18 protein-coding genes and 1 pseudogene are annotated in these 23,510 nt (G+C 70.3%); 13 read left to right on the forward strand and 6 right to left on the reverse strand.

Annotated elements, in window-relative coordinates; all coding sequences use genetic code 11:
- Nucleotides 1-115 precede the first annotated feature (115 nt).
- Both ACH4DZ_RS36245 and ACH4DZ_RS36250 read right to left on the reverse strand, forming a co-directional pair.
- Entirely contained in the window at nt 116-1,750 is a 1,635-nt protein-coding gene (locus tag ACH4DZ_RS36245; RefSeq protein WP_398292800.1) for a Tn3 family transposase, read from the reverse strand.
- A 66-nt stretch (nt 1,751-1,816) separates the two neighbouring features.
- Nucleotides 1,817-2,299, reverse strand: a pseudogene (locus ACH4DZ_RS36250) (DUF4158 domain-containing protein); the annotation flags it as partial.
- Between the two features lie 274 nt (nt 2,300-2,573).
- Here ACH4DZ_RS36250 and ACH4DZ_RS36255 point away from each other — a divergent pair.
- Nucleotides 2,574-3,365: a VOC family protein gene (locus ACH4DZ_RS36255; RefSeq protein WP_398292540.1), complete on the forward strand. Its 792-nt coding sequence runs from the start codon at nt 2,574-2,576 to the stop codon at nt 3,363-3,365.
- A gap of 278 nt (nt 3,366-3,643) precedes the next feature.
- Nucleotides 3,644-4,870 (forward strand): glycoside hydrolase family 64 protein, encoded by a 1,227-nt coding sequence (locus ACH4DZ_RS36260; RefSeq protein WP_398292542.1) that lies wholly within the window; start codon nt 3,644-3,646, stop codon nt 4,868-4,870.
- Nucleotides 4,871-5,053: 183 nt separating this feature from the next.
- On the opposite strand, the gene ACH4DZ_RS36265 is transcribed toward ACH4DZ_RS36260, so the two are convergent.
- A complete protein-coding gene (locus tag ACH4DZ_RS36265) occupies nt 5,054-6,085 on the reverse strand; it encodes a LacI family DNA-binding transcriptional regulator (RefSeq protein WP_398292544.1) in 1,032 nt (343 codons plus the stop codon).
- Between the two features lie 475 nt (nt 6,086-6,560).
- Entirely contained in the window at nt 6,561-7,538 is a 978-nt protein-coding gene (locus ACH4DZ_RS36270) for a multicopper oxidase domain-containing protein (protein WP_398292802.1), read from the reverse strand.
- A 365-nt stretch (nt 7,539-7,903) separates the two neighbouring features.
- Between ACH4DZ_RS36270 and ACH4DZ_RS36275 the strand changes: the two genes are divergently transcribed.
- Both ACH4DZ_RS36275 and ACH4DZ_RS36280 read left to right on the forward strand, forming a co-directional pair.
- Nucleotides 7,904-10,330 (forward strand): ThuA domain-containing protein, encoded by a 2,427-nt coding sequence (locus tag ACH4DZ_RS36275; protein ID WP_398292804.1) that lies wholly within the window; start codon nt 7,904-7,906, stop codon nt 10,328-10,330.
- 77 nt (nt 10,331-10,407) lie between these two features.
- Nucleotides 10,408-12,576, forward strand: coding sequence for an OmpL47-type beta-barrel domain-containing protein (locus ACH4DZ_RS36280; protein WP_398292806.1), 2,169 nt, complete (start codon nt 10,408-10,410; stop codon nt 12,574-12,576).
- Between the two features lie 18 nt (nt 12,577-12,594).
- Here ACH4DZ_RS36280 and ligD read toward each other — a convergent pair whose 3' ends face one another.
- Complete coding sequence (ligD, locus tag ACH4DZ_RS36285) at nt 12,595-13,608, reverse strand: non-homologous end-joining DNA ligase (RefSeq protein ID WP_387332737.1); 1,014 nt, start codon at nt 13,606-13,608, stop codon at nt 12,595-12,597.
- 93 nt (nt 13,609-13,701) lie between these two features.
- Between ligD and ACH4DZ_RS36290 the strand changes: the two genes are divergently transcribed.
- Nucleotides 13,702-14,772: an ATP-dependent DNA ligase gene (locus tag ACH4DZ_RS36290; protein WP_398292546.1), complete on the forward strand. Its 1,071-nt coding sequence runs from the start codon at nt 13,702-13,704 to the stop codon at nt 14,770-14,772.
- A gap of 273 nt (nt 14,773-15,045) precedes the next feature.
- A complete protein-coding gene (locus ACH4DZ_RS36295) occupies nt 15,046-16,011 on the forward strand; it encodes a DUF3048 domain-containing protein (RefSeq protein ID WP_398292548.1) in 966 nt (321 codons plus the stop codon).
- Nucleotides 16,012-16,158: 147 nt separating this feature from the next.
- On the opposite strand, the gene ACH4DZ_RS36300 is transcribed toward ACH4DZ_RS36295, so the two are convergent.
- On the reverse strand, nt 16,159-16,620 hold the full coding sequence (locus tag ACH4DZ_RS36300) for a MarR family winged helix-turn-helix transcriptional regulator (protein WP_398292550.1): 462 nt from the start codon (nt 16,618-16,620) through the stop codon (nt 16,159-16,161).
- A 223-nt stretch (nt 16,621-16,843) separates the two neighbouring features.
- Here ACH4DZ_RS36300 and ACH4DZ_RS36305 point away from each other — a divergent pair, with 223 nt between their 5' ends.
- The 7 genes from ACH4DZ_RS36305 to pcaD are packed head-to-tail and all read left to right on the forward strand — an operon-like array spanning nt 16,844 to nt 23,355.
- Nucleotides 16,844-17,599 carry a CoA transferase subunit A gene (locus ACH4DZ_RS36305; RefSeq protein WP_398292552.1) on the forward strand — a complete coding sequence of 252 codons (756 nt, stop codon included), beginning with the start codon at nt 16,844-16,846 and terminating at the stop codon, nt 17,597-17,599.
- On the forward strand, nt 17,599-18,270 hold the full coding sequence (locus tag ACH4DZ_RS36310; protein ID WP_398292554.1) for a CoA transferase subunit B: 672 nt from the start codon (nt 17,599-17,601) through the stop codon (nt 18,268-18,270). Before ACH4DZ_RS36305 ends, ACH4DZ_RS36310 begins: the two co-directional genes overlap by 1 nt.
- Entirely contained in the window at nt 18,267-19,469 is a 1,203-nt protein-coding gene (locus tag ACH4DZ_RS36315; RefSeq protein WP_398292556.1) for a thiolase family protein, read from the forward strand. Before ACH4DZ_RS36310 ends, ACH4DZ_RS36315 begins: the two co-directional genes overlap by 4 nt.
- Before the next feature lie 13 nt (nt 19,470-19,482).
- Nucleotides 19,483-20,253 carry a protocatechuate 3,4-dioxygenase subunit beta gene (pcaH, locus tag ACH4DZ_RS36320; RefSeq protein ID WP_398292558.1) on the forward strand — a complete coding sequence of 257 codons (771 nt, stop codon included), beginning with the start codon at nt 19,483-19,485 and terminating at the stop codon, nt 20,251-20,253.
- 2 nt (nt 20,254-20,255) lie between these two features.
- Nucleotides 20,256-20,828, forward strand: coding sequence for a protocatechuate 3,4-dioxygenase subunit alpha (gene pcaG / locus ACH4DZ_RS36325; protein ID WP_398292560.1), 573 nt, complete (start codon nt 20,256-20,258; stop codon nt 20,826-20,828).
- Nucleotides 20,825-22,201, forward strand: a complete 1,377-nt coding sequence (gene pcaB / locus ACH4DZ_RS36330) for a 3-carboxy-cis,cis-muconate cycloisomerase (protein WP_398292562.1) — start codon at nt 20,825-20,827, stop codon at nt 22,199-22,201. The genes pcaG and pcaB overlap by 4 nt, the downstream gene beginning before the upstream one ends.
- Nucleotides 22,198-23,355 carry a 3-oxoadipate enol-lactonase gene (gene pcaD, locus ACH4DZ_RS36335; protein WP_398292564.1) on the forward strand — a complete coding sequence of 386 codons (1,158 nt, stop codon included), beginning with the start codon at nt 22,198-22,200 and terminating at the stop codon, nt 23,353-23,355. The genes pcaB and pcaD overlap by 4 nt, the downstream gene beginning before the upstream one ends.
- The last annotated feature ends 155 nt before the right edge of the window (nt 23,356-23,510 follow it).

A 23,510-nucleotide genomic window follows, 5' to 3' on the forward strand; every position in this document is an offset into this window, starting at 1 on the left:
CGCAGTTCGACGGGAAGCCGTGGCTGACCGCACGTTCGCGCGAGCACCTGGCTGAGCTGGTCGAACAGTGAGTGCAAACGGCGCCAGTTCGTGGACGCCGAGCTGGTGGCCCGTGTCACCGGCACCGCGTCGGTGACGGGTACGCGTCCGCACCTTCCTCGGCCGGCTCCGCATCGCCCGCTGTACGAGGGCTGGGCACAGTGACCGCGGTGAGGTTGAGGCGGGCGGCCCTGTCGAGGTTTACCTCACCGTAGGGCCGGACGTGGGACCAGAAGAGCGGGGTCAGGCCGCGCCGGTCGGCGGACGTGAGAAGCCCGGCCCACTCCGGTTCGCCGAGGATGTCCTGAAGCATCAGAGTGTTCACGTAGACCAGGGCCGATCGCAGAATCCGCAGGCACAGAACGAACATCTCCTGCTCGTCGCGCCGGTTGGAGGCGATCTCCCCGCCCTTGCCGTACGCGATCACGCTGTTGGCGCCGTTGGAGGACTCCATCACGTTCAGGCCCTCCTCGATCTCCCGCTGAGGACCCCGCAGCCGCAGGTAGCGGGCCACGCAGATGGTCTTCCGGGCGCGGACGACCTCCCGCATCGCCGCGTAGGTGGGATGGGAGGCGTTGCGGGTGAAGCGGCGCAGGATGCCCAGCTGGTCGTTGAGCAGGGTCAGTTCGGCCGTCATCTGCTCGCGCAGTTCGTTGACGAACACCGCGGCGTCCAGCGGCTTGCGCAGCTCCTGGTAGTTCTCCGCCCGCCTCGCCTCGAAGTCCTGCGGCAGGTCCTCGTCCGGGTTGCGCCACTTGTCGGCGCCGACCACCCAGATCTCCTTGCACTTGAGCTGATCGCGCAGGGCCTGGAAGGCGACGACCTCGTAGACCATGCGCACCACCCGGCGCCGGCCCCGCTTGTCGGTGCGGTGCACGACCTCCGCCCAGTCCCCGCCCATCGCCTTGTGGACCGGCACCGTCTCGCCCAGCGGGCAGTACGTCGTGTTCCCGGCGTTCGCGTACCGTGCCACCAGCGCCAACGCCTCGATCACGGGCCGGTGGGCGTGGTTGGAGGAGCGGAACTCCAGCACGTCCAGCAGTTTGATCAGCCCGCGCCGGTAGTGGTCGGTGTACGACGCCTTCAACGTGGTCTGCACCGTGCGCCGGTAGACCGGCCCGCGGGTCCTGAACTCGTGCACCAGCTCCCGCAGCGTTGCCTCACCCCCGGACACCGCCGGGAACACGACCTGGCGGACCGTGCCCTCCGGGGCGCCGAGCGACGCCTCGGCGAGCTTGAAGAGGATGTTCTCCTTGCCCGACACCTCCTTGAACGCGTTGATCAGCTGCTCGGTGACCTTCTTCTCCGCCCGCGCCCCGATCCGGTGCACCGTGGAGATCAGCAGCTCCACCAGCGTGTCCGTGCTCTCCCGCTCCCGCTCGTGCAGCAGCGCGGCCAGCAGCGTCACCCGCAGCGCCACCGGGTGCGTCCGCAGATGGGAAGGCGACTCCACCGCGGCCCGCGCCGGCCAGCCGGCCACGACCTTCGGCGCGACGTCGATGAACAGATCCCGTGGCAGACCGATCGCCCGCACCGCCAGGAGCTTGTCGATCTCGGTGAGCATCGTCTCCAGGCTCACGTTGCCCGGCGCTTCCTTGACCTTTCCCAGGACCGGCGGCGCGTCCTCGCCCTCCGTGCCGCCGTCCGCGGGTCCGGCGTCGTCCTGGTCGGCTCCGGCCACCAGAGCCACGATCCGCTCGATACTCTCCATGGTCAGCCGCGAGGAGATCAGGGCCGTCAGCGACTCCTCGGCCGCCCGCAGGGCCGCCCCCACGATCCGGTCGCACCGACCCGACGTCGGAGGCTCGATGCTCTCCGCGCGGCAGCGGAACAGCAGTTCCACCCGGACCTGCTCGGGCCGGCGTTCCTTGTGCGCGACGTGCTCGGCCAGATACGCCGTCAGCCTCTCCGCATCCGCGACGCTGCACTCACGGAATCCGAGATGCTCCCGGACCTGCGCACGGTGGTACTCGACCGTGCGGCCCGTCCAGTCGTAGAAACCCAGCTCCGAAGCAGGAACCTGCACCTACCGGGCCATGAACTCCACGGCCTCACCGGGCAATTCTGCCCGGTTCCGGGGAAACCGGCCGTACTGCGTAGAGAACTTCAGCAGCACGGCGAAGCCCAATCGCGTCGCACCGCGCTTGCCGGACACGAGCCCCTGCTCGCCCTTCAGCAACGTCCAATGCTCGACGAGTTCATCCAGGTCCAACGGAGTACGGGCCACGATCGCCGCTCGTCCCCGCAGAGCTTCACCCACCGCAGCCGTACGGCCCAGGACTCACCCACACGGGTGACGCCTTCCCAAGATCACCGCCGTTTGCGGCTGGTGACAGCGTTCTTACCGGCACCCCGACCACCGCGCCCGCCGGGGGCGGCACCGGCGGAACACGGGGGTCGCGCGCGGAGCGGTGCCCGAGGCCGGGGCCGGCGCCGGGTGGGGCGGGAGTTCGGCGCCCGCTCCGGCAGCGGTTGTCAGTGGGCGGTGCAAGACTCGGCAGTGCAGGCAACGGGACCCCTCGAAGGAGGGCAATATGCTCACCACCCGTTTCGTCACCGGCGCCCCGAACTGGATCGATCTCGGCACCCCCGACATCGACGGCGCCACTTCCTTCTACAGAGGCGTCTTCGGCTGGGACTTCCAGTCGGCAGGATCCGATTCCGGCGGTTACGGCTTCTTCCAGGCGGACGGGAAGACCGCGGCGGGCGGTATGCAGACCACCCCCGAGCAGGGCCCGCCGTCATGGACCGTCTATTTCCGGAGCCCGGACGCCGACGCCACGGCCAAGGCGGCCGAGCAGGCCGGGGGCGGTGTGCTGATGCCGCCCGGCGACATCATGGACAAGGGCCGCATGGCGATCCTCGCCGACAGGGCGGGCGTCTCCTTCGGCATCTGGCAGCCCGCCGCACTCCGCGGCCTCGACGTGGCCGGTGAACCCGGCTCCCTGTGCTGGGTCGAGCTGTACACACCGGACATCGCTGCCGCAGCCGCCTTCTACCACTCCGTACTGGGCATGGAGACCTCGGCCATGCCGTTCCCCGGCGGCGTCTACACCTGTATCAATCCCGCGGAGGGCGGCGAGGACGGCATGTTCGGCGGTGTCGTCCCCCTGGCCGACGACCCGACGGAACAGGAGGCGGGAGCGTACTGGTTGCCCTATATCGCGGTCACGGACACGGACGACGTGGTCGCGAAGGCCCGAGAGCTGGGCGGCACGGTCCGTATGCCCGCCACGTCCGTGGAGGGTGTCGGCCGGATCGCCAAGCTCGCCGACCCGTACGGGGCGCGCTTCGCGGTGATCAGGACCGAGCCGGTCATGGGTTGACGTCCGCCGATACGCCGAGGGCCGCATGGTCGGCCGGAGAGAGCGGGCCGGAGGCGGTCGAGCCCCTCCGGCCCGCTCTCTCCGGCCGGCCCCCGCCGACCCGACCCCGCCCGCCCTCTCCCACCTGCCGTCAACTTCTGAAGGAACGAACTTTTCGAGAGCGCTCTCAGTCATAACCCTTGACGCTTCAACTCCCGTCTGGGAACAGTGGTGCCCCGCAGGACCGATGCCCCATACATCGGCCACTCCTGCCTCCCCCCACGTCCCAGGAGACCCCCTTGATCTCACGCAGGAAGTTTCTGACCGGAACCGCGGCCGTCACCGCTGCCGCCGGCTACCCCGTCTGGGGGAGCGCTCTCAGCCCGACGGCCGAGGCGGCTCCCGCGACCTGTGAACTGGCCCTCAAGAACAACTCGTTGCCCGGCACGGTCCGGGCGTACGTCACCGGTCACGAGCAGTCGACAGGCAACTGGGTCCTGCTGCGCGCGGACGGCAGTGTCTACCGGCCCACCTCCCCGTCGGCGCCGCAGACCCCGCTGCCCGTCGACTGCGCCATCCCCCTCGGCGCCGCCGGCTCGGCCGCCAAGGTGCTGACCCTGCCTCAGATGTACGGCGCCCGCGTCTACTTCGTACGGGACAGCACGCTCGACTTCTACCTCAACCCGGGCCCCTCCCTGGTCGAGCCCGCGTTCGCCACGGCCGCCGACCCGAACTACGGCAAGACGTGGTCGTTCTGCGAATTCACGTTCAACAGCGATCAGCTGTACGCCAACATCAGCTATGTCGACCTGGTCACCGCACTGCCGATCGGTCTGACCCTGGAGGGCGACGCCACGCACACGGTGGCCCCGCTGCCCGACGGCGCCGTCGACCGGATCGCCGCGGACCTCACGGCACAGGCCGCCAAGGACGGCCAGCCCTGGGACAAGCTGGTGACCCGGGGCGGCGACGGCTCCGTGCTGCGGGTGGTCTCGCCGCAGAACCTGATGGCTCCGTACTTCGACCGGCCGGCGGAGATGCCGTTCCGCGACCTCTGGACCGGCTATATCGACCAGGTCTGGGACAAGTACCGCTCCACCGACCTGGGGATCGACCTCCAGGGCGGCCGGGGCGTGCTCACGGGTCGGGTCAGCGGTGACACGCTGACCTTCGCCGGTGGCCACACCTTCAGCAAGCCCACGTCGAAGGACATCTTCACCTGCAACCACGGCCCGTTCGCCAACAACCCCGGCGACTCCGACGACAAGAAGGCCCTCCTCGCCCGTCTCGCCGCCGGCTTCAACCGCTCGATCATGCTCACCCACCCGACCCAGCCCAACGGCACGACCACGTCCGACTACTACACGGACGCGGTCACCAACCACTGGGCCCGCGTCGTACACGCCAACTCCCCCATCGGCTACGCCTTCCCGTACGACGACGTACGCCCCGACGGCCAGCCCGACGTATCGGGCGCGGCCCACGACGGCAACCCGCACCGCTTCACGGTCTCGGTAGGCGCGTAACACAAGCCCCTGGCGGGCGCCCCGGACGGGGCGCCCGCCAGGGCCCCAAGGGGCGCGGGGAACTGCGCGCCCAGCCACGGGCACACCCGCACTCGACGACGAGGCCTGCTCTGCCAGGGGCGCGGGGAACTGCGCGACAAGCCACAACGGACCCGCACCCAACACACGCACCCCGCGGAGCGGCTACGCGGAGACCCGCCGAACCAGAGTCGTAGGCAGCACGACACTGCCCGGCTCCCCCGCGGCAGCGCCCCCGCTCCGGTCCAACCCCCGCAACAACAACCGCGCCATCAACCGCCCCATCTCCTCGATGTCCTGCCGGACAGTCGTAAGCGGTGGATCGGCCTGCTCGGTGAACGGCAGCATGTCGTCGAACCCGATCACGGCGACATCCTCGGGCACCCGCCGCCCCTGCTCCCGCAGAACCCGCATCGCACCGACCGCCGTGAGGTCGTTCGCGGCGAACACCGCGTCCACATCGGGGCAACGTTCGAGAAGTTCCCGCATGGCGTCCTCACCGCCGCCCGGGGTGAAGTCACTCTCCACGATCAGCCTCGGATCGGCGTCCACCATGACGTCACGGAACCCGTCGAGCCGGTCGACCGCCGAGGTCTGGTCGAGGGCGCCGGTGATGTGGCCGATACGTTTGCGTCCGAGCCCGACGAGGTGACGGACGGCCTCACGGGCGCCGCCCCTGTTGTCGCAGTCGACGTAGACCACGCCGGGCGATCCGTCGCTCCAGCCGGGGCGCCCTCCGTACACGGTCGGTACTCCGTGGATCAGGCTGGGCAGCGGGTCGTCGAGGTGCAGCGAGAAGACGAGCGCGCCGTCGACGTGGCCGCCTGCGAGATAGCGCGCCACGCGGGCGTGGTCGTCGCGGCCCTCCGTGAGCAGCAGTACGAGTTGGGAGTCGTGGGCCGTCAGCTCCTTGCTGATGCCTCGGAGCTGGAGCGCGAAGAAGGGGTCCGCGAAGACGCGGGTCTCCGGTTCGGCGATCACCACGGCGACGGCGTCGTGGCGTCGGGTGACGAGGCTGCGGGCGGCCTGGTTGGGGACGTAACCGAGTTCGTCGACGGCGCGCCTGACTCGCTCTACGAGGGGTTCGCGGACGCCTTCGCCTCCGTTGACGACACGGGACACGGTGGCTCGGGAGACTCCCGCCCGGGCGGCCACGGCCTCCAGTGTGGGGCGTGGCTGTGTCGACTGCTCGGTCACCTCGGGGCTCCTCAGGGCGGCGGTTGCCGATCAGGATAGCCGTGGTTCGCCCCCTTGCTGAGAGCGCTCCCTTCTTGGCGGGTGGGTCGTTTGGTGCGGGTGCGTGGTGGCTTGTCGCGCCGTTCCCCGCGCCCCCAAAAGACAGGACCGTCGTTGGGTGCGGGCACGCCGTGGCTTGTCGCGCCGTTCCCCGCGCCCCTGAAAGCAGGCCGGTCGTTGGGTGCGGGCACGTCGTGGCTTGTCGCGCCGTTCCCCGCGCCCCCAAAAGACAGGACCGTCGTTGGGTGCGAGTGCATCGTGGCTGAGCGCGCCGTTCCCCGCGCCCCCAAAAGACAGGACCGTCGTTGGGTGCGAGTGCATCGTGGCTGAGCGCGCCGTTCCCCGCGCCCCCAAAGACAGGACCGTCGTCACGTGCCGGCACGTCGTGGCTCAGCGCGCCGTTCCCCGCGCCCCCGGGCGGCGCCGAGTGTCGGGGTCAGTGGGCGTGGGGCTCGTAGCCCGGGATCGTGCCGTCCGTCTTCTTCACCAGGAACAGGCCTGCCATTCCCATGTCGGAGTGGCTCTGGACGTGGCAGTGGTACATCCACGCACCCGCGCCGACGCCCTCCCCCGCGATGACCTGGAAACCGAACGAGTCCGCGGGACCCACGATCAGGTTGTCGACCACCCGGCTGGGGTCGTCCGGGCCGGTCAGCAGGCCGGTGCGGTTGTCCGCCCAGCGATGACCGTGCACGTGGAACGTGTGGTAGTACTCGCCGTGCGTGATCGAGACGAACTCGACCCGATCCCCCACCGTGGCCTCGAAGTTTGGGCTGTCGTGTCCCGGTCTGTTGTTGATCGTCATGTCGTTGAAGACGATGGTGTGGGTCCTGTCGGGCAGGATGTCGCCCTGCCGGCGGACGATCACCGGCCCGTAGAGGCCCTTGCGGATGCCGCCCGTGCCGTGCTCGGTGCCGACGACATGGTCGTGGTAATGCCAGTAGCCCGCGCTGCCCGCCCGCCAGGTGCCGTCCTTGCGGCGGCCGGGGGCATGGGTGCGCCAGGTGTACGTCCGGGTGTCACCCGGCTCGACATGCGACCTGCTCAGCTTCGTGCCGTCGCTGGAGACCTCGTAGTCCAGACCGTGGACATGCAGGCTCGCCGCCACGTCGAGCGTGTTCTCGACCTCGATGTACGCGGTGTCGCCCTCGTTGAGCTCGATCAGCGGCCCGGGGATCGAGGCCGCGCCCTTCTCGAACCCGTAGCCCAGCTGCCCGTCGGCGAGCTTCTCGATGTACAGCTTGATGCGCCTGACCTCGCCGCCCGCGGGGGCGGTACGGAGCGCCGTGCCCGCGCTCGCCGCGCTGTCGGCGGACGTCGCGTCCTTCGCGGCGACGAGCGACAACGATGTCGCGACAGTGGCGACGGCGGCCCCGCCCATCATCATCCGACGGCTGAACCCACGCCTGTCCATCGCGTCCGTGGTGGCCATGTCGTCCGTGGTGCCCATGCCGAACTCTCCCAACCTGCAACGCGGTCAACGGAATTGACGGGACTGGTGGGTCCGGTCGCGGATCCGGCGGTGGATCCGACCGAACCGGGTGACAGAGACGAACTGGGGAGACGCTAGTGGCATCGGCTTCGTTTATCCACACTCAGGACAAAGTTTGTGCGATCCCGGTCATAGCTATTGGCGAGTTCCGCGAAAAGGTCTAGCTTCCATGGCGCTGTTGCTGTGACCGAGGAGGATGGGGTGACCACATGCGGCCCACACCGCATCAAACGCCACTGACGGTACGGAAGTTGGGCAGGTCCAGACGGAGAGGCTGGGCGGCCGCGCTGGCCGCGGGAGTCGTCACGGCGGGTGTCCTCTCGGGGCCCGCCGCGAGCGCGCGCCCGGCACCCGACCCACTGACAACGATGTCGATCAAGTCGCCCCCCGGCGGCTCCGATGTACGCGTGCTGATCTACCACGGGTCCGCGGCCGGCGGCGAGGAGTCGCCCGTCGTCAACGCCGGTATCGAGGCGATCGAGGACATCGGACAGACGGGCGCGGCGGCCGGGCGCTTCAAGGTGACGGCCACGGACGACGCCTCGGTCTTCACCGACGAGACGGAACTCGGCCTCTACAACGCCGTGGTCTTCCTGACCGGCGGCGGTGACGTCCTCGAACCGGAGGAGGAAGCCGGTCTGGAGTCGTACATGGAGGCCGGCGGCGGCTTCCTCGGCATCCATGACGCGGCCCGCGCCGAGCCGTACTCGGACTGGTTCACCGGACTCGTCGGGGCCCGTCCGGCGGCGAACAGCCCAACCGCCGTACAGCGGGCCACCGTTGAGGTCGGCGACCGACAGCATCCGGCCACCAGGGACCTCCCGCTCCAGTGGAAGCGTCCCGACCAGTGGCTGAACTGGGTCAAGAACCCGTCCGGCGACGTGCACACCGTGGCGCGCGTCCGTGAGTCGACGTACCAGCCGGGAACGGCCGCGAACGGCGCCGACCACCCGGTCTCCTGGTGCCGTGACTACGACGGCGGCCGGTCCTTCTACACCGGCATGGGCGGTACGGCCTCCTCGTTCGACGAGACGGAGTTCCGCTCGCATCTGCGCGGCGCGCTCGCGTGGACGACCCGGATCTCGCAGGCCGACTGCAAGGCGACGATCAACGCCAACTACAAGGCGGAGCGGCTGACCCAGCCCAACCAGCCGGGCCAGAACGACCAGATCGGCGAGCCGCACGGCCTGGTGACCGCGCCCGACGGCCGCGTGTTCTACATCGGCCGCGGCGGCGCCGACTCGTCGCAGCCGGTCGTCACGGACTGGAACAACCCGGACGTCGGCAAGGGCAAGGGCGAGATCCACGTCTACGACCCGAAGACCAAGAAGGTCACGCTGGCCGGCACGCTCAACGTCTTCGGCAACAAGGGCGGCGGCGACGAGCTGATCAAGGTCGAGGAGGGCCTGCTCGGTATCGAGCTGGACCCCCGGTTCGCGGACAACGGGTGGGTGTACCTGCACTACACGCCGCACTCCCGGATCGACCGTGACAAGCGGATGGCCGAGCGGTACGTCTCCCGCTTCACCTACAACTCGGCGACCAGCAGGCTGGATCTGAACAGCGAGAAGGTCCTGCTGAAGTGGCCGGTCCAGATCCACAGCTGCTGCCACGCGGGCGGCGGCCTCGCCTGGGACTCCAAGAGCAACCTGTACATCGCCACCGGTGACAACAACTCCAGTGGCTTCAGCGACGGTTACTCGGGCAACAACCCGCAGCCGAACTACAAGGGCGTCTCCTTCGCCGACGCGCGCCGCACGGCGGGCAACACCAACAACCTCAACGGCAAGATCCTGCGCATCCACCCGGAGCAGGACGGCACGTACACCCTGCCCGAGGGGAACCTCTTCACGGGCAAGGAGACCGCCGAGGGCGGCGGCAAGACACGTGGCGAGATCTATGTGATGGGCGTCCGCAACCCGGCGCGCATCTCCATCGACAAGAAGACCGACACCCTGTACGCGGGCTGGGTCGGCCCGGACGCCGGGTCGCCCTCGACCACCTGGGGGCCGGCGAAGTACGACACGTTCGCCGCGATCACCAAGCCGGGCAACCACGGCTGGCCGTACTGCATGGGCAACAAGCAGCCCTACCGGGACCGCAACCTGCCCGATCCGTCGAAGCCGCTGGGCTGGTACAACTGCGACGCGCCGAAGAACGAGTCGCCGAACAACGACGGTCTCGTGAACCTGCCGCCGGTCACGTCGAACACCATCTGGTACTCGCCCCAGGGCGGCGGACCGGACTTCCCGCGGGACGCCAACGGCATCCCGTCGTACAAGACGACGGAGCAGAAGTTCCTGCTGCCGTGGCTGAAGGGCGGCGGTCAGGCGGCCATGGACGGGCCCGTCTACCGGTACGACGGCACGCTGGCGAACGCCGCCAAGTGGCCCTCGTACTGGGACGGCAAGTGGTTCGTGGGCGACTTCTACGACGCCGACCAGCCGCGCCACGCCGTGCTCCTCGACCCGAAGACGGCCGGACAGGGCGGCATCCCGGTGCACGCCGAGTCCCTGAAGAAGATCATCCCCATCGGCAACGACGGCATCAAGAACCTCATGGACTGGAAGTTCGGCCCGGACGGCACGCTGTACGTCCTCGACTACGGCCGTGGCTTCTTCACCTCGGACTCCAAGTCCGCGCTGTGGCAGGTGACGTACAAGGGCGGCGGCCCCACTCCCGCCGCCGACCAGCTCGCCAGGGAGGCGCAGTGACGAGCGTGACGAACATCCGAGGCATCCGCAGGCGAAGAACTGGACGGCTGTGGACGGCACTTGTCGCCTCGCTGCTGATGGTGCTGGGCCTCGCGTCCACCTCGGCGTCCGGCCAGACCGACAACACCCCGTCCGGGGCGGGCGCCGCGGCGCAGACGCTCACCTGGACGGCCGGTGACGACATCACCAAGTACACGTCCGCGCCCACCACGGCGGTCGCGGGCCCGACGACGATCGTCTTCGAGAACAGCGAGGCGACCGGCAACACCATGGGCATGCCGCACACGTTGACGTTCGACGTGTCGGACCCGGAGTACCAGAACGACGTCCCGCTGAACGTCCTGGCCAACCCGAACGACGACCAGGGTGGCAGGCACACGGCCGAGGTGACGCTCTCACCCGGCCGGTACCGCTACTTCTGCACCATCCCCGGCCACGGCCAGATGCAGGGCATCCTGGTGGTGACCGAGGGCACCGGCGAGGACACCACCGCGCCGGAGACCGCGGCACAGGTGACCGGCACGAAGAACGCGGACGGCGCGTACGTCGGTTCGGCGACCGTGGCGATCAGCGCGACGGACGCCGGCGGTTCGGGCGTCGAGCGCGTCGAGTACGCCCTCGGTGACGCGGGTGCCTGGCAGCCGTACACCACGCCCGTGGTGGTCGACCAGGTCGGCGCCCAGAAGGTCCGCTACCGGGCGATCGACAAGGCCGGGAACACCTCCGCGGAGAAGGCGGAGCAGTTCACGGTGGTGGCCCCGCCGACGGACGACACGACCGCGCCGGACACCTCGGCCACGGTGACCGGCGAGAAGAACGCGCAGGGCGAGTACGTCTCCATGGCGACCGTCACGGTGACGGCCTCCGACACCGGTTCCGGCGTCAACACCATCGAGTACGCGCTCGGTGACGCCGGTGCCTGGCAGGCGTACACCGCCCCGGTGATGGTCCACGAGGTGGGCGCGCACAAGGTGCGGTTCCGGGCGACGGACAAGGCGGGCAACGCGTCCGCCGAGAAGTCCGTGTCGTTCACCGTCGTCGCGCCGCCCATCGAGGACACCACTCCGCCGGTGACCGGCGTGAGCGTCGAGGGCACGAAGAACTCGGCCGGGGCGTACATCAACAACGCCAAGGTGACGGTGACCGCGACGGACGCGCACGGCGGCTCTGGGGTCGACAAGATCGAGTACTCGCTCGACGGCGGCCCCTACCTCGCGTACACCGCTCCCGTGGTGGTCGACCGCGTGGGCGCGCACTCGGTGGCCTACCGGGCGAGCGACAAGGCGGGCAACACCTCGGCCGCCCGGACGGTGAGCTTCACGATCGCCCCCGGCGGCGGCGTGCCGGCACCCAACTGCGCCGAGTACGACGAGCGGTTGACGGTCATCGTCGGCACGGTCGACACGGGCGTGCCGAACCGGATCACCAACAGCCGGTGCCGCATCAACGAGTTGATCGAGGATGAGAAGGAGTGGACGTCCCACGCGCTGTTCCTCAAGCACGTGACGGCGGTCCTCAAGACCCTCCTGAAGGACGGTGTGATCGTCCAGCGTGAGTACGACCTGATCGACGCGGCGGCCGACGAGTCGGGCATCGGCGACCCCGGCCAGACCGAGGGCTACCGCACGATCATGGACGGTACGCAGGACACCTTCGACAAGTGGCAGCACGTGGGCGGCGGTTCGTTCGGCCTGAACGGCGACGGCTCCATCACGTCGGGCACGTCGAGGGACGGGCTCGGGATGCTGTGGTTCCCCGAGCGCAAGTACGGGGACTTCTCGCTGAAGCTCCAGTGGCGTGACGACGCGCCGGGCACGGGCAACGCCAACTCCGGTGTGTTCGTGCGGTTCCCGCAGGTCCACAACCACCCGGAGGAGTCCCGGCCGGAGTGGGTCGCCATCAAGTACGGGCACGAGATACAGGAGTTCGACAGTCCCACCGGCGACATGTACAAGACCGGTTCGGTCTACGGCTTCGACCGGGTGGGCCTGGCCGGTGCCGGTGTCACCCAGAAGGGCACCTGGAACGACTACGAGATCCGCGTGGTGGACCAGCACTACTCGATCTACCGCAACGGCACGCTGATCAACGAGTTCGACAACACCGGCGGTCAGGACTTCACCCCGCCGCGCTCGGACGACCCGGGCACGGACGGGCGGCGGTTCTCCTCCGGCTACATCGGGCTCCAGGTGCACGGCACGACGGACGTGGTGTCGTACCGCGACGTCAGGATCAAGGAGCTGTGACGCCCCACTAGGCAGGGGTCAGCTCTCCTTCTTGGCCCTGCTCGGCTGTACCCGCTTCGGCTCGCCCGGCATCTTCGGGTACTCGGGCGGGTACGGCAGATCGCCGAGTCCGTGATCGTGTTCGTCACGGGTGGCGAGTTCGAGCAGGGCTTCGAGGGAGTAGGCGTGGTCGTCCATGTCCGCGTGCACATCGCCGAGTTCGGCGAAGCGCGCGGGCATGGTCGCGAGATCGAAGTCCCGGGGCACTGCCTCGCCGACCTCGTCCCAGGTGAGGGGCGCCGACACCGGCGCGTGGGGCCGGGGGCGTACGGAATAGGCGGAGGCGATCGTGCGGTCGCGGGCCGTCTGGTTGTAGTCGACGAAGATCTTCTCGCCCCGCTCCTCCTTCCACCAGGCCGTGGTCACCTGATCCGGCATACGGCGCTCCAGCTCACGTCCGACGGCGATCGCGGCCCGGCGGACCTGGGTGAACGTCCAGCGCGGCTCGATCGGCACGAAGACGTGCAGGCCACGGCCGCCGGAGGTCTTGGGAAAACCGCGCAGATCCCCGTACTCGTGGAGCACCTCGCGCAGCTCGTGGGCGGCGCGTACCGCGTCGGCGTAGTCGGTGCCCGGCTGCGGGTCCAGGTCGATGCGCAGCTCGTCCGGCCGGTCGACGTCGTCCCGGCGTACCGGCCAGGGGTGGAAGGTCAGCGTGCCGAACTGGGCGGCCCACAGGACGGCGGCGACCTCGGTGGGGCACATCTCGTCGGCGCTGCGGCCACTGGGGAAGGCGATGTGCGCGGTGGGGATCCAGTCGGGCATGTTCTTCGGCGCCCGCTTCTGGAAGAAGGACTCGCCGCCGACCCCCTCGGGGTAGCGCTCCAGGGTCGTGGGCCGGTTCCGCAGCGCGCGCAGGATCCCGGGGCCGACCGCGAGGTAGTACCGGGCGAGGTCCAGCTTCGTGAAGCCGCGCTCCGGGAAGAAGACCCTGTCCGGGCTGGACAGCCGTACCGTCCTGCCCGCCGCCTCCAGTTCCACCGCATCCGCCATGCGAGCCACGGTAGGCGTACCGCGTACACCTCGCATATCCATGCCGACGGTGCACACCGGGCGGTTCTTCGCGTATCCCCGCAGAATCGGTGTATGGATCTGCCGGTGATGCCGCCCGTGAAGCCCATGCTCGCCAAGTCCGCGGCGCGGATTCCGCCGGGCATGCACTACGAGGCGAAGTGGGACGGGTTCCGGGCGATCGTCTTTCGTGACGGGGACGAGGTCGAGATCGGCAGCCGTAACACGAAGTCGCTGGTCAGGTACTTTCCCGAGCTGGTGGAGGCGCTGCGGGAGCGGTTGCCCGAGCGCTGTGTGGTGGACGGCGAGATCGTGGTCGCGCGGGGCGGACGGCTCGACTTCGACGCCCTCTCCGAGCGCATCCATCCGGCGGCCTCCCGGGTGAAGACCCTCTCGGAGCGCCATCCCGCGTCGTTCGTGGCGTTCGACCTGCTCGCGCTGGCCGACGAGTCGCTGCTGGACGTGCCCCTGTCCGACCGGCGGGCCCTGCTGGAGACGGCGCTGTCCGACAGCGCGGCCCCCGTGCACCTGGCGCCGGCGACGACGGACATCGAGGTGGCGCGGCGGTGGTTCGAGCAGTACGAGGGCGCCGGGCTCGACGGTGTGGTCGCCAAGTCGCTCACCCTGCGCTACGGGCCGGACGAACGCCTGATGTTCAAGATCAAGCACGAGCGCACGGCGGACGTGGTGGTCGCGGGCTACCGGCTCCACAAGAGCGGGCCCGTCGTCGGCTCGCTGCTGCTCGGCCTGCATGACGCCGAGGGCACGTTGCAGCACGTGGGGGTGTGCGCGGCCTTCACGATGAAGCGGCGCGAGGAGCTGATCACCGAGCTGGCACCGCTGCTCATGGAGTCGGCCGCCGGGCACCCGTGGGCGGCCTGGGCCGAGGAGTCGGCGCACGAGTCGGCGCGGCTGCCGGGCGCGCCCAGCCGCTGGACGGGCAAGAAGGACCTCTCCTGGATTCCGCTGCGGCCGGAACTGGTGTGCGAGGTGGCGTACGAGCACATGGAGAACGGCGAGCGCTTCCGGCACATGGCGCGCTTCCGCCGCTGGCGCCCGGACCGTACGCCGGAGAGCTGTACGTACGCCCAGCTGGAGGAGCCGGTCGGCTACGACCTCTCGGACATCCTGGGACCGCGGGACTGAACGGACCCGGACACATTCGCGCCACCCAACGCCTGTGCGCGGCAGCCCTGTTGGGTAGGTCTCCCGCATACGGCCCGCGCCACGCGGCACGGCACCACCGGCCGGACCGCCGTACCCTCCCGCCCGCGCCCGTGACCCGCTCGGACCAGCGCACGCCTTCGATCTTGGCTCATTGGGTACGTACTCGTTGAACCTATAACCCGAAAAACGACGAAACGGGGCACGGTGGCCACGGTACGCGGGAGACGGACGGGGCGTTCGAGGCGCTCAGCCATGACGACGACACTGCTGGCCACCCTGCTGGTGGGTGCCGCGGCGACGGCCTGCACGAGCAGCGAGCCGCTGGACGACAAGCGACGCGGAGACATGCCACCCCGCACCGACGGCACGGACGGCCCCAGCGCCCCGGCGAGTCCGGCGCCCCGGGCCGCGTCCCCGCTCGTCGTGAAGATCGACAACGTGCCCGGCGCCCGCCCGCAGACGGGTCTGGACGCCGCTGACGTCGTCTACGCCGAGCAGGTCGAGGGCGGTCTCAGCCGGCTGATGGCGGTGTACGCGACCCGCCTGCCGAAGGCCGTCGGCCCGGTTCGCAGTGCGCGCGAGTCGGACCTGGAGCTGCTGCGCCAGTTCCACGAGCCGACGCTCGCCTTCTCGGGTGCTCAGAAGAGGCTGCTGCCGCTGATCGACGGCGCGCCGCTGCGGACCGCCCTGCCGGAGGAGAAGACGAACGCGTACTACCGGGGCACGGACAAGCCCCAGCCGCACAACCTCTATCTGCGCCCCCACCGGCTGCTGACGGCGACGCCGGGGGCCGACGCGCTGACGACGGGCTTCCGGTACGGCGCCGCGCCCGCGGGAGGCACGGCCGAGAGCACGCGTACGGTCCGCTTCCCGCAGGCCCGCTTCACCTTCGACTGGTCCCGCGACCAACAGCGCTGGCTGGTGTCGACGGACGGCACGCCGACGGTGACGACCGGCGGGAAGCGGGTGGCCGCCTCCACGGTCGTCGTGCAGTACGTGAACATCCGCAAGTCCAGGTACCACGACTACCTCGGCAACATCACGCCCTACACGGAGACGGTCGGCTCGGGCACGGCGAAGGTGCTGCGCGACGGCAAGGCCTTCGACGTTGCGTGGAAGCGGCCTCTCGCCACGGGTGGCACCGAGTTCACGACGACGGACGGCACGCCGATGAACTTCGCCCCGGGCCAGGTGTGGGTGGTGTTCGCCCGAGCGTGACCCACCCACCACTCCGCGGCTGCCTGGCGCATCGGCTTCACCTGCGGGCACGTCGTGGCCGGCCGCGCAGTTCCCCGCGCCCCTAAAAAGCGGGCTGGTCGCCGGGTGCGGGTGCGGTGGGGGCTTGTCGCGCAGTTCCCCGCGCCCCTAAAGGGGCGCGCCCGGGGCGACCGGATTGCGCAACCCCTCCGCCGCGTCCGAGACCCGCTGGATCAGATCGAAGAAGAGAGCCTGCTCCTCGCCGGAGAGCGGGCCGAGGAAGACCTGGTTCATCCGAGCCGTCCGCACGGTCAGCTTGCGATGGACACGTACGCCGTCATCCGTGAGGCGCAGCAGGGAGCGGCGGCCGTCCTGGGGGTCACGGACCTTGTCCAGCAGGCCGCGCCGACCGAGGCGGCTGATGACCTCGGCGATGGTGGACCGGTCGAGACCCACCCGCTCCCCCACGGTGCGCTGGTCGAGACCCGGCTCCGCGACGAGCGCGTTCAGGACCGCGAACTGGGGCGAGGTGATCTCCTCGGAGACCATCGTGTTCCACAGCAGGTAGTGCGCCTGCTGCAGCCGCCGGGCCAGGTGCCCGGGGTGGGTGGAGAGGTCCACCGCGGCCATGAGCGCTCCTTCGGGCACGAGAGTCGGCATTCGTCGGTGCACTGAACAATAGCGGTCCGACGACTCACTGTCTCTTTCCCATGAGCAGACTCTCAGCTTGCGTTTCATGGGGGGTCTTGACGGTTGACGGCCGCGATGGCAGCGTGTTCGAAACCTCGAAGAAATACTCAGTGCCCTGACTAAACGGGGCCGCGGGACGCTCGGGAGAGATGAGGCTTCGCAGATGGACAAGGTGGTCTCCACAGCCGCCGGGGCTGTGGCCGACGTACCGGACGGCGCGACACTCGCCGTCGGCGGTTTCGGTCTCAGCGGTGTGCCGAACGTGACGATCCAGGCGCTGTACGAGCGTGGTGTCACCGGCCTGGGCGTGGTGTCCAACAACTGCGGGGCGATGGAGTCCGGCCTGGCGGTCCTCCTGGCGGCGGGTCGCATCGCCCGCGTCACCGGCTCGTACATCGGGGCGAACAAGGAGTTCGCGCGGCAGTACCTGGGCGGGGAGCTGGAGGTCGAGATGATCCCCCAGGGCACGCTGGCCGAGCGGCTGCGGGCCGGCGGCGCCGGGATTCCCGCCTTCTACACGCCGGCCGGTGTGGGCACGCAGGTCGCCGACGGCGGACTGCCCTGGCGCTACGACGGCGAGGGCGGCGTCGCGCTGGCCTCCCCGCCGAAGGAGGTACGGGACTTCGACGGCACCCCGTACGTGCTGGAGCGCGGTATCCGTACCGACTTCGCGCTGGTGCGGGCCGCCATGGGCGACCGGCACGGGAACCTCGTCTTCAACAAGTCCTCCCGCAATTTCAACCCCCTCGCCGCGATGGCCGGACGGGTAACCATCGCCGAGGTGGAGGAGCTGGTGGAGCCAGGCGAGATCGATCCGGACGCGGTGCACCTGCCGGGCATCTTCGTGCAGCGGGTCGTCGCGCTCACCCCGGCGCAGGCGGCGGACAAGAAGATCGAGCAGCGGACGGTGAGCATCTGATGGCCTGGACACGTGAGCAGATGGCCGCGCGGGCCGCGCACGAACTCGACGACGGCCAGTACGTGAATCTCGGCATCGGGCTGCCGACGCTGATCCCCAACTACCTCCCGCCGGGCGTGGAGGTGATCCTGGAGTCGGAGAACGGCATCCTGGGCACCGGCCCGTACCCGACCGAGGAGCAGGTCGACCCGGATCTGATCAACGCGGGCAAGGAGACCGTCACGGTCCTGCCCGGCGCCTCCTACTTCGACTCGTCACTGTCGTTCGGGATGATCCGCGGCGGGCACATCGACGTCGCGGTCCTCGGCGCGATGCAGGTCTCCGCGGGCGGCGACCTGGCGAACTGGGCCGTGCCCGGCAAGATGATCACCGGGATCGGCGGGGCCATGGACCTGGTGCACGGCGCCCGGACGGTGATCGTCGTGATGACCCACACCGCCAAGGACGGCTCCCCGAAGGTCCTCGACGCGTGCACGCTGCCGCTGACCGGTAAAGCCTGTGTCAACCGCGTGATCACCGACCTGGGTGTCCTGGACGTCACGGCCGAGGCCCTGGTACTGGTCGAGACGGCGCCCGGTGTCACGGTCGATGAGGTCGTGGCGAAGACTGCCGCCAAGGTCCGTATCGCCGAAGAGCTGGTCGAAAAGCTCACCGAGGAGAAGCAGCCGTGAAGGACGTCTACATCGTCGACGCCGTCCGTACCCCGTTCGGCAAGTACAACGGAAGCCTCGCCGCCGTCCGCCCGGACGACCTGGCCGCCCATGCCCTGCGTGAACTCCTGGCCCGTACACCGGACTTGGACCCTGCCCGGATCGACGACGTGTACTTCGGCAACGCGAACGGCGCCGGCGAGGAGAACCGCAACGTCGCCCGCATGGCCGGCCTGCTCGCGGGTCTGCCCACCTCCGTCCCGGGTGTGAGCGTCAACCGGCTGTGCGCCTCCGGTCTTGAGGCCGTCATCCAGGCCGCCCGCGCCATCGCGCTCGGCGACGCCTCGATCGCCCTCGCCGGCGGTGTCGAGTCGATGACCCGCGCCCCCTATGTCCTGCCGAAGAGCGACCGGCCCTTCCCCGCCGGGCACACCGAGCTGTACTCCACGACTCTCGGCTGGCGCATGGTCAACCCGAGGATGGACCCGCAGTGGACCATCCCGCTCGGCGAGTCCGCCGAACTCATCGCCGACAAGCACAAGATCAGCCGTGAGCAGCAGGACGAGTTCGCCCTCGCCAGCCACGGCAAGGCCGCCGCCGCCCAGGCCGCGGGCCTGTTCGACGGCGAGATCGTGCCGGTCTCCCTCCCGCAGCGCAAGGGCGACCCGCTGTCCTTCGCCGCCGACGAATGCGTACGCGTCGACGCCTCCCTCGCCGCGATGGCCCGCCTCAAGCCGTCGTTCCGCCCCGAGGCCGGCACGGTCACCGCGGGCAACGCCTCGCCCCTCAACGACGGAGCGGCGGCCCTGCTCCTGGTCGACGAGGAGGGCCTCGCCGCCACCGGCCGCGAACCCCTCGCCCGGGTGTCCGCGTCCGGTGTCTCCGCGCTCGACCCCGACTACTTCGGTCTCGCACCGGTGGAGGCCGTGAATCGCGCGCTCGCCAAGGCGGGCAAGACATTTGACGACCTGTCAACTCTTGAACTCAACGAGGCCTTCGCCGCACAGGTCCTGGGCTGTGTCGCCGAGTGGCCCGAGTTCGACCCGGCCGTCCTCAACCCGCAGGGCGGGGCCATCGCCCTGGGCCACCCCCTCGGCGCCTCCGGCGCCCGCCTCGCCGGGACCGTCGCCCACCAACTGGCCCGCAAAGGCTCGGGAGTCGGCGTCGCCACCCTCTGCATCGGCGTCGGCCAGGGCCTCGCCCTCGTACTGGAGCGTTAGGAACCCACCTCTCATGGCTCTCACCCAGTCGGACATCGACATAGAGATAACGGACCAGCGGGACGCGTACGACAAGGCGGTCGCCGGTGGCGCCCCGGTCCTGCACCACCCGCGGCGCGACTACGCCCCGTACCGCAGCTCCCTGTTGCGCCATCCGAAACAGCCGCTGGTCGCCGTGAGCGGCGGCGATCCGGAGACCGTCGAGCTGTCGGGGCCGGTGTTCGGTGTCACCGACATCACCGAGCACGACAGCGATCTGACCATCCATCACCGGGGTGAGCCCATCGGTGAGCGGATGACCGTCTCGGGACGGCTGCTCGACCGCGACGGCCGCCCCGTGCGCGGCCAGCTCGTCGAGATATGGCAGGCCAACGCCGCCGGCCGGTACGCCCATCTGCGTGAGCAGCACCCGGCGCCGCTCGACCCCAACTTCACCGGTGTGGGACGGACCCTGACGGACGATCAGGGCCGGTACTCCTTCACCACCGTCAAGCCGGGTCCCTATCCGTGGGGCAACCACACCAACGCGTGGCGGCCCGCGCACATCCACTTCTCCGTCTTCGGGTCGGCGTTCACCCAACGGCTCGTGACCCAGATGTACTTCCCTAGCGACCCGCTGTTCCGGTACGACCCGATTCTCCAGTCGGTGACGGACACGGCGGCCCGCGAGCGGCTGGTCGCCACCTACGACCACGACCTGTCGAAACCCGAGTTCTCGATGGGCTACGCCTGGGACATCGTTCTCGACGGTCCGTCCGCCACCTGGATCGAGGAGGGCCGTTGACCATGGCCGAGCGACTGCTCCCCACCCCGTCCCACACCGTCGGCCCGTTCTACGGGCACGCGCTCCCCTTCCCCGACGGCGACCGGATCGCCCCCCAGGGCCACCCGGACGCGATCAGCCTGCACGGGTACGTGTACGACGGCGCGGGCAGGCCGATCCCCGACGCGCTGCTCGACTTCTGGCAGGCCGCGCCGGACGGCTCACTGACGGGCGCCCCTGGATCCATGCGGCGCGATCCGTCGACCGGCGGATTCCTCGGCCGCAACGGCGTCGACTTCACCGGGTACGGGCGGGTGCCCACGGACGCCGACGGGCACTACGCGCTCCACACCCTGCCGCCGGGCAACTCCGGGCTGCCGTACATCAGCGTGTGCGTGTTCGCGCGCGGACTGACGCACCACCTCTTCACGCGCGCCTACCTCGCCGACGGCCCGGACCCGCTGCTCGACTCACTGCCGGCCGGGCGACGCGCCACGCTGGTGGCGACCGAGGGGGCGAACGGGACGACGGGGACGTACCGTTTCGACATCCGCCTTCAGGGCGAAGGCGAAACGGTCTTCCTGGAGTTTCAGTGACAGCGGTCGAACCCGACGAACCTGAGCAGCCCACGGAACCCGCCGGTACCGCCTGCCTCGACGCGGGGCTTCTCGCGCCCGGGCGGGCGGGCTCGGCCGCCGAGGCCGCGACGGGCGATAGCGCCTTTCTGCGGGCGCTGCTCGACGCGGAAGCCGCCCTCACCCGGGCTCAGGCCTCGCTCGGCCTCGCCCCGGCCGCCGCGGCCGACGCCGTCACGGCCGCTGCCGACGTGGCGCGCTTCGACGTCCACGCGCTCGCGCTGCGCGCACGGGCCGGCGGCAACCCGGTGATCCCGCTGGTCGCCGACCTGGGCGCGGCGGTCGGCGAGGAGCACTCCCCGTACGTCCACCGGGGCGCGACCAGCCAGGACATCATGGACACGGCCGTGATGCTGGTCGCGGTACGGACGCTGGACGTGGTCCTCGGCGACCTCGCCCGTACGGAGCGCGCGCTGGCCCGTCTCGCGCGCGAGCACCGGGACACGGTCATGCCGGGGCGCACACTCACCCAGCACGCCGTCCCCACCACCTTCGGCCTGAAGGCGGCGGGGTGGCGGTCGCTGGTGCTGGACGCCCGGGACCGCGTGCGGCTCGTGCGGGACGGGCTGCCGGCGCAACTCGGCGGCGCGGCCGGCACGTTGGCGGCCTTCGCCGTGTACGGAGCCTCGGACACAGGGGCGCTCGTGGACGCGTACGCCCGTGTGCTGGGTCTCGCCTCGCCGGTGTTGCCCTGGCACACCCTCCGGACACCGGTCGCCGATCTGGTGGGCGCCCTTGCCTTCACCGCGGGCGCCCTCGGCAAGACGGCCGCGGATGTCCTGACCCTCTCCCGCACGGAGATCCGTGAGCTGAGCGAGGGCACGGGGGGCGGGTCCTCCGCCATGCCGCACAAGGCGAACCCGGTGCGTGCCACCCTGATCGCGGCGGCGGCCCGCCGGGCTCCGCAGCTCGCGGCGACGCTGTACGGGGCCATGGTGGCCGAGGACGAGCGGCCGGCCGGTGCCTGGCACGCCGAGTGGGAGCCGCTGCGCGACCTGCTCCGCCTGGTGGGCGGGGCGGCGCGGGACGCGGCGGAGCTGGCCGAGGGTCTTCGGGTCCACTCGGACGTGATGCGGGCCCATCTGGACCTCACGCACGGTCTGATCGTCTCCGAGCGGCTGTCGGGCGAACTCGCGCCGGTGCTCGGGCGGGCCCGCGCCAAGGAAGTGCTCACCCTTGCCGCGCGACGGGCCACCGAGGAAGACCGGCCGCTCGTGGAACTCCTGTCGGAGGAAACCGAGTTGAAGGACCTCGACCTGGTGGCCCTCACCGACCCCATCCAGTACACGGGTTCCGCGGGAGCCCTCACCGATCGCGCTCTGGAGCGACGTTGACCAGTCGGACCGACCAAACCGCCTCGGTGGAGGGCGCGTTGCTGCACCATCGCGCCGAGGGTGCCGCCTCCGCTCCCCCGCTGCTCCTCGGCCCTTCCCTCGGCACGTCGTCGGCCCTGTGGGACAAGGTCGCGCCGGAGCTCTCCGTCACCCACCGGGTGGTGCGCTGGGATCTGCCGGGGCACGGCGGCTCGTCCGCCTCACTGATCGGTCCGGGGGCGACCGTCGCCGACCTGGCCGCGCTGGTGCTGGCGCTCGCGGACTCGCTGGGCGTCGACCGGTTCTCGTACGCCGGTGTCTCGCTCGGCGGGGCGGTGGGGCTGTATCTCGCGGTCCACCACCCGGAGCGGGTGGAGAAGCTCGCCGTGATCTGCTCCTCGGCGCACTTCAACGGCGCGAAGCCGTGGGAGGAGCGGGCCGCGCTCGTCCGGGCCGAGGGGCTGGCCGGGTTGGCCGAGGGCGCCGACTCGCGCTGGTTCACGTCCGGGTTCACCGTTCCCGAGCTGGTCGAGGACCATCGGACGGCCGACCCGGACGGGTACGCGGCGTGCTGTGACGCGCTGGCGGCGTTCGACATCCGTGAGCAGTTGCCTCGCATCGGCGCGCCCACGCTGCTCGTCGCCGGGCGCGAGGATCCGGCGACGCCGCCCGCGCATCTGCGGGAGATCGCGGACGCGGTGCGGGGGGCGGCGCTCGTGGAGATCCCGGGCGCGTCGCATCTGGCGCCCGCGCAGCGGCCGGAGGCCGTGCTCACCGCGCTGCGGGCGCACTTCGGAGGTGACGCGGGGCGTGGGATGTCGGTGCGCCGGCAGGTGCTCGGTGACGAGCACGTGGACCGGGCGCAGGCTCGGCAGTCGGCGTTCACCGCGCGGTTCCAGGACTTCATCTCGCGGTACGCGTGGGGTGAGATCTGGACGGACGAGACGCTGGCGCGGCGTGAGCGCAGCATGATCACTATGACCGCGCTCGTCGCGCACGGGCACTATGACGAGTTGGCGATGCATGTGCGTGCGGCTCGGCGTAACGGGCTCACGCCGGAGGAGATCGGGGCGGTGCTGTTGCAGACGGCAGTGTACTGCGGGGTCCCGGCGGCGAACTCGGCGTTCGCCGTGGCCCAGCGGGTCCTCTCCGAGGAGGCGCGCCCCGAGGGGTGACCTGCCGTTGCCGCCGGGGTCGCTGCGCTGGCTCGGGCCCCGTAGGGGGCGCGGGGAACTGCGCGGCCCACCCCGACGCGTCCGCAGCCAAAAACCCGACGGGACCTGCCCCGACACCCCACAGACGATCTGCGGGTCCGTGGGGGTCGGGCGCG

The sequence above is a fragment of the Streptomyces sp. NPDC017991 genome, from assembly GCF_044328075.1.
GTDB lineage: Bacteria > Actinomycetota > Actinomycetes > Streptomycetales > Streptomycetaceae > Streptomyces.

Bases quoted from the DNA above. Each gene is read 5' to 3' on its own strand.
- pcaG (WP_398292560.1), top strand. From the start codon at position 20,256: ATGGCCGAGCGACTGCTCCCCACCCCGTCCCACACCGTCGGCCCGTTC.
- ACH4DZ_RS36280 (WP_398292806.1), top strand. From the start codon at position 10,408: ATGGTGCTGGGCCTCGCGTCCACCTCGGCGTCCGGCCAGACCGACAAC.
- ACH4DZ_RS36255 (WP_398292540.1), top strand. From the start codon at position 2,574: ATGCTCACCACCCGTTTCGTCACCGGCGCCCCGAACTGGATCGATCTC.
- ACH4DZ_RS36310 (WP_398292554.1), top strand. From the start codon at position 17,599: ATGGCCTGGACACGTGAGCAGATGGCCGCGCGGGCCGCGCACGAACTC.
- ACH4DZ_RS36270 (WP_398292802.1), bottom strand. From the start codon at position 7,538: ATGGACAGGCGTGGGTTCAGCCGTCGGATGATGATGGGCGGGGCCGCC.
- pcaH (WP_398292558.1), top strand. From the start codon at position 19,483: ATGGCTCTCACCCAGTCGGACATCGACATAGAGATAACGGACCAGCGG.
- ACH4DZ_RS36305 (WP_398292552.1), top strand. From the start codon at position 16,844: ATGGACAAGGTGGTCTCCACAGCCGCCGGGGCTGTGGCCGACGTACCG.
- ACH4DZ_RS36245 (WP_398292800.1), bottom strand. From the start codon at position 1,750: ATGGAGAGTATCGAGCGGATCGTGGCTCTGGTGGCCGGAGCCGACCAG.
- ligD (WP_387332737.1), bottom strand. From the start codon at position 13,608: ATGGCGGATGCGGTGGAACTGGAGGCGGCGGGCAGGACGGTACGGCTG.
- ACH4DZ_RS36290 (WP_398292546.1), top strand. From the start codon at position 13,702: ATGGATCTGCCGGTGATGCCGCCCGTGAAGCCCATGCTCGCCAAGTCC.
- ACH4DZ_RS36295 (WP_398292548.1), top strand. From the start codon at position 15,046: ATGACGACGACACTGCTGGCCACCCTGCTGGTGGGTGCCGCGGCGACG.
- ACH4DZ_RS36300 (WP_398292550.1), bottom strand. From the start codon at position 16,620: ATGGCCGCGGTGGACCTCTCCACCCACCCCGGGCACCTGGCCCGGCGG.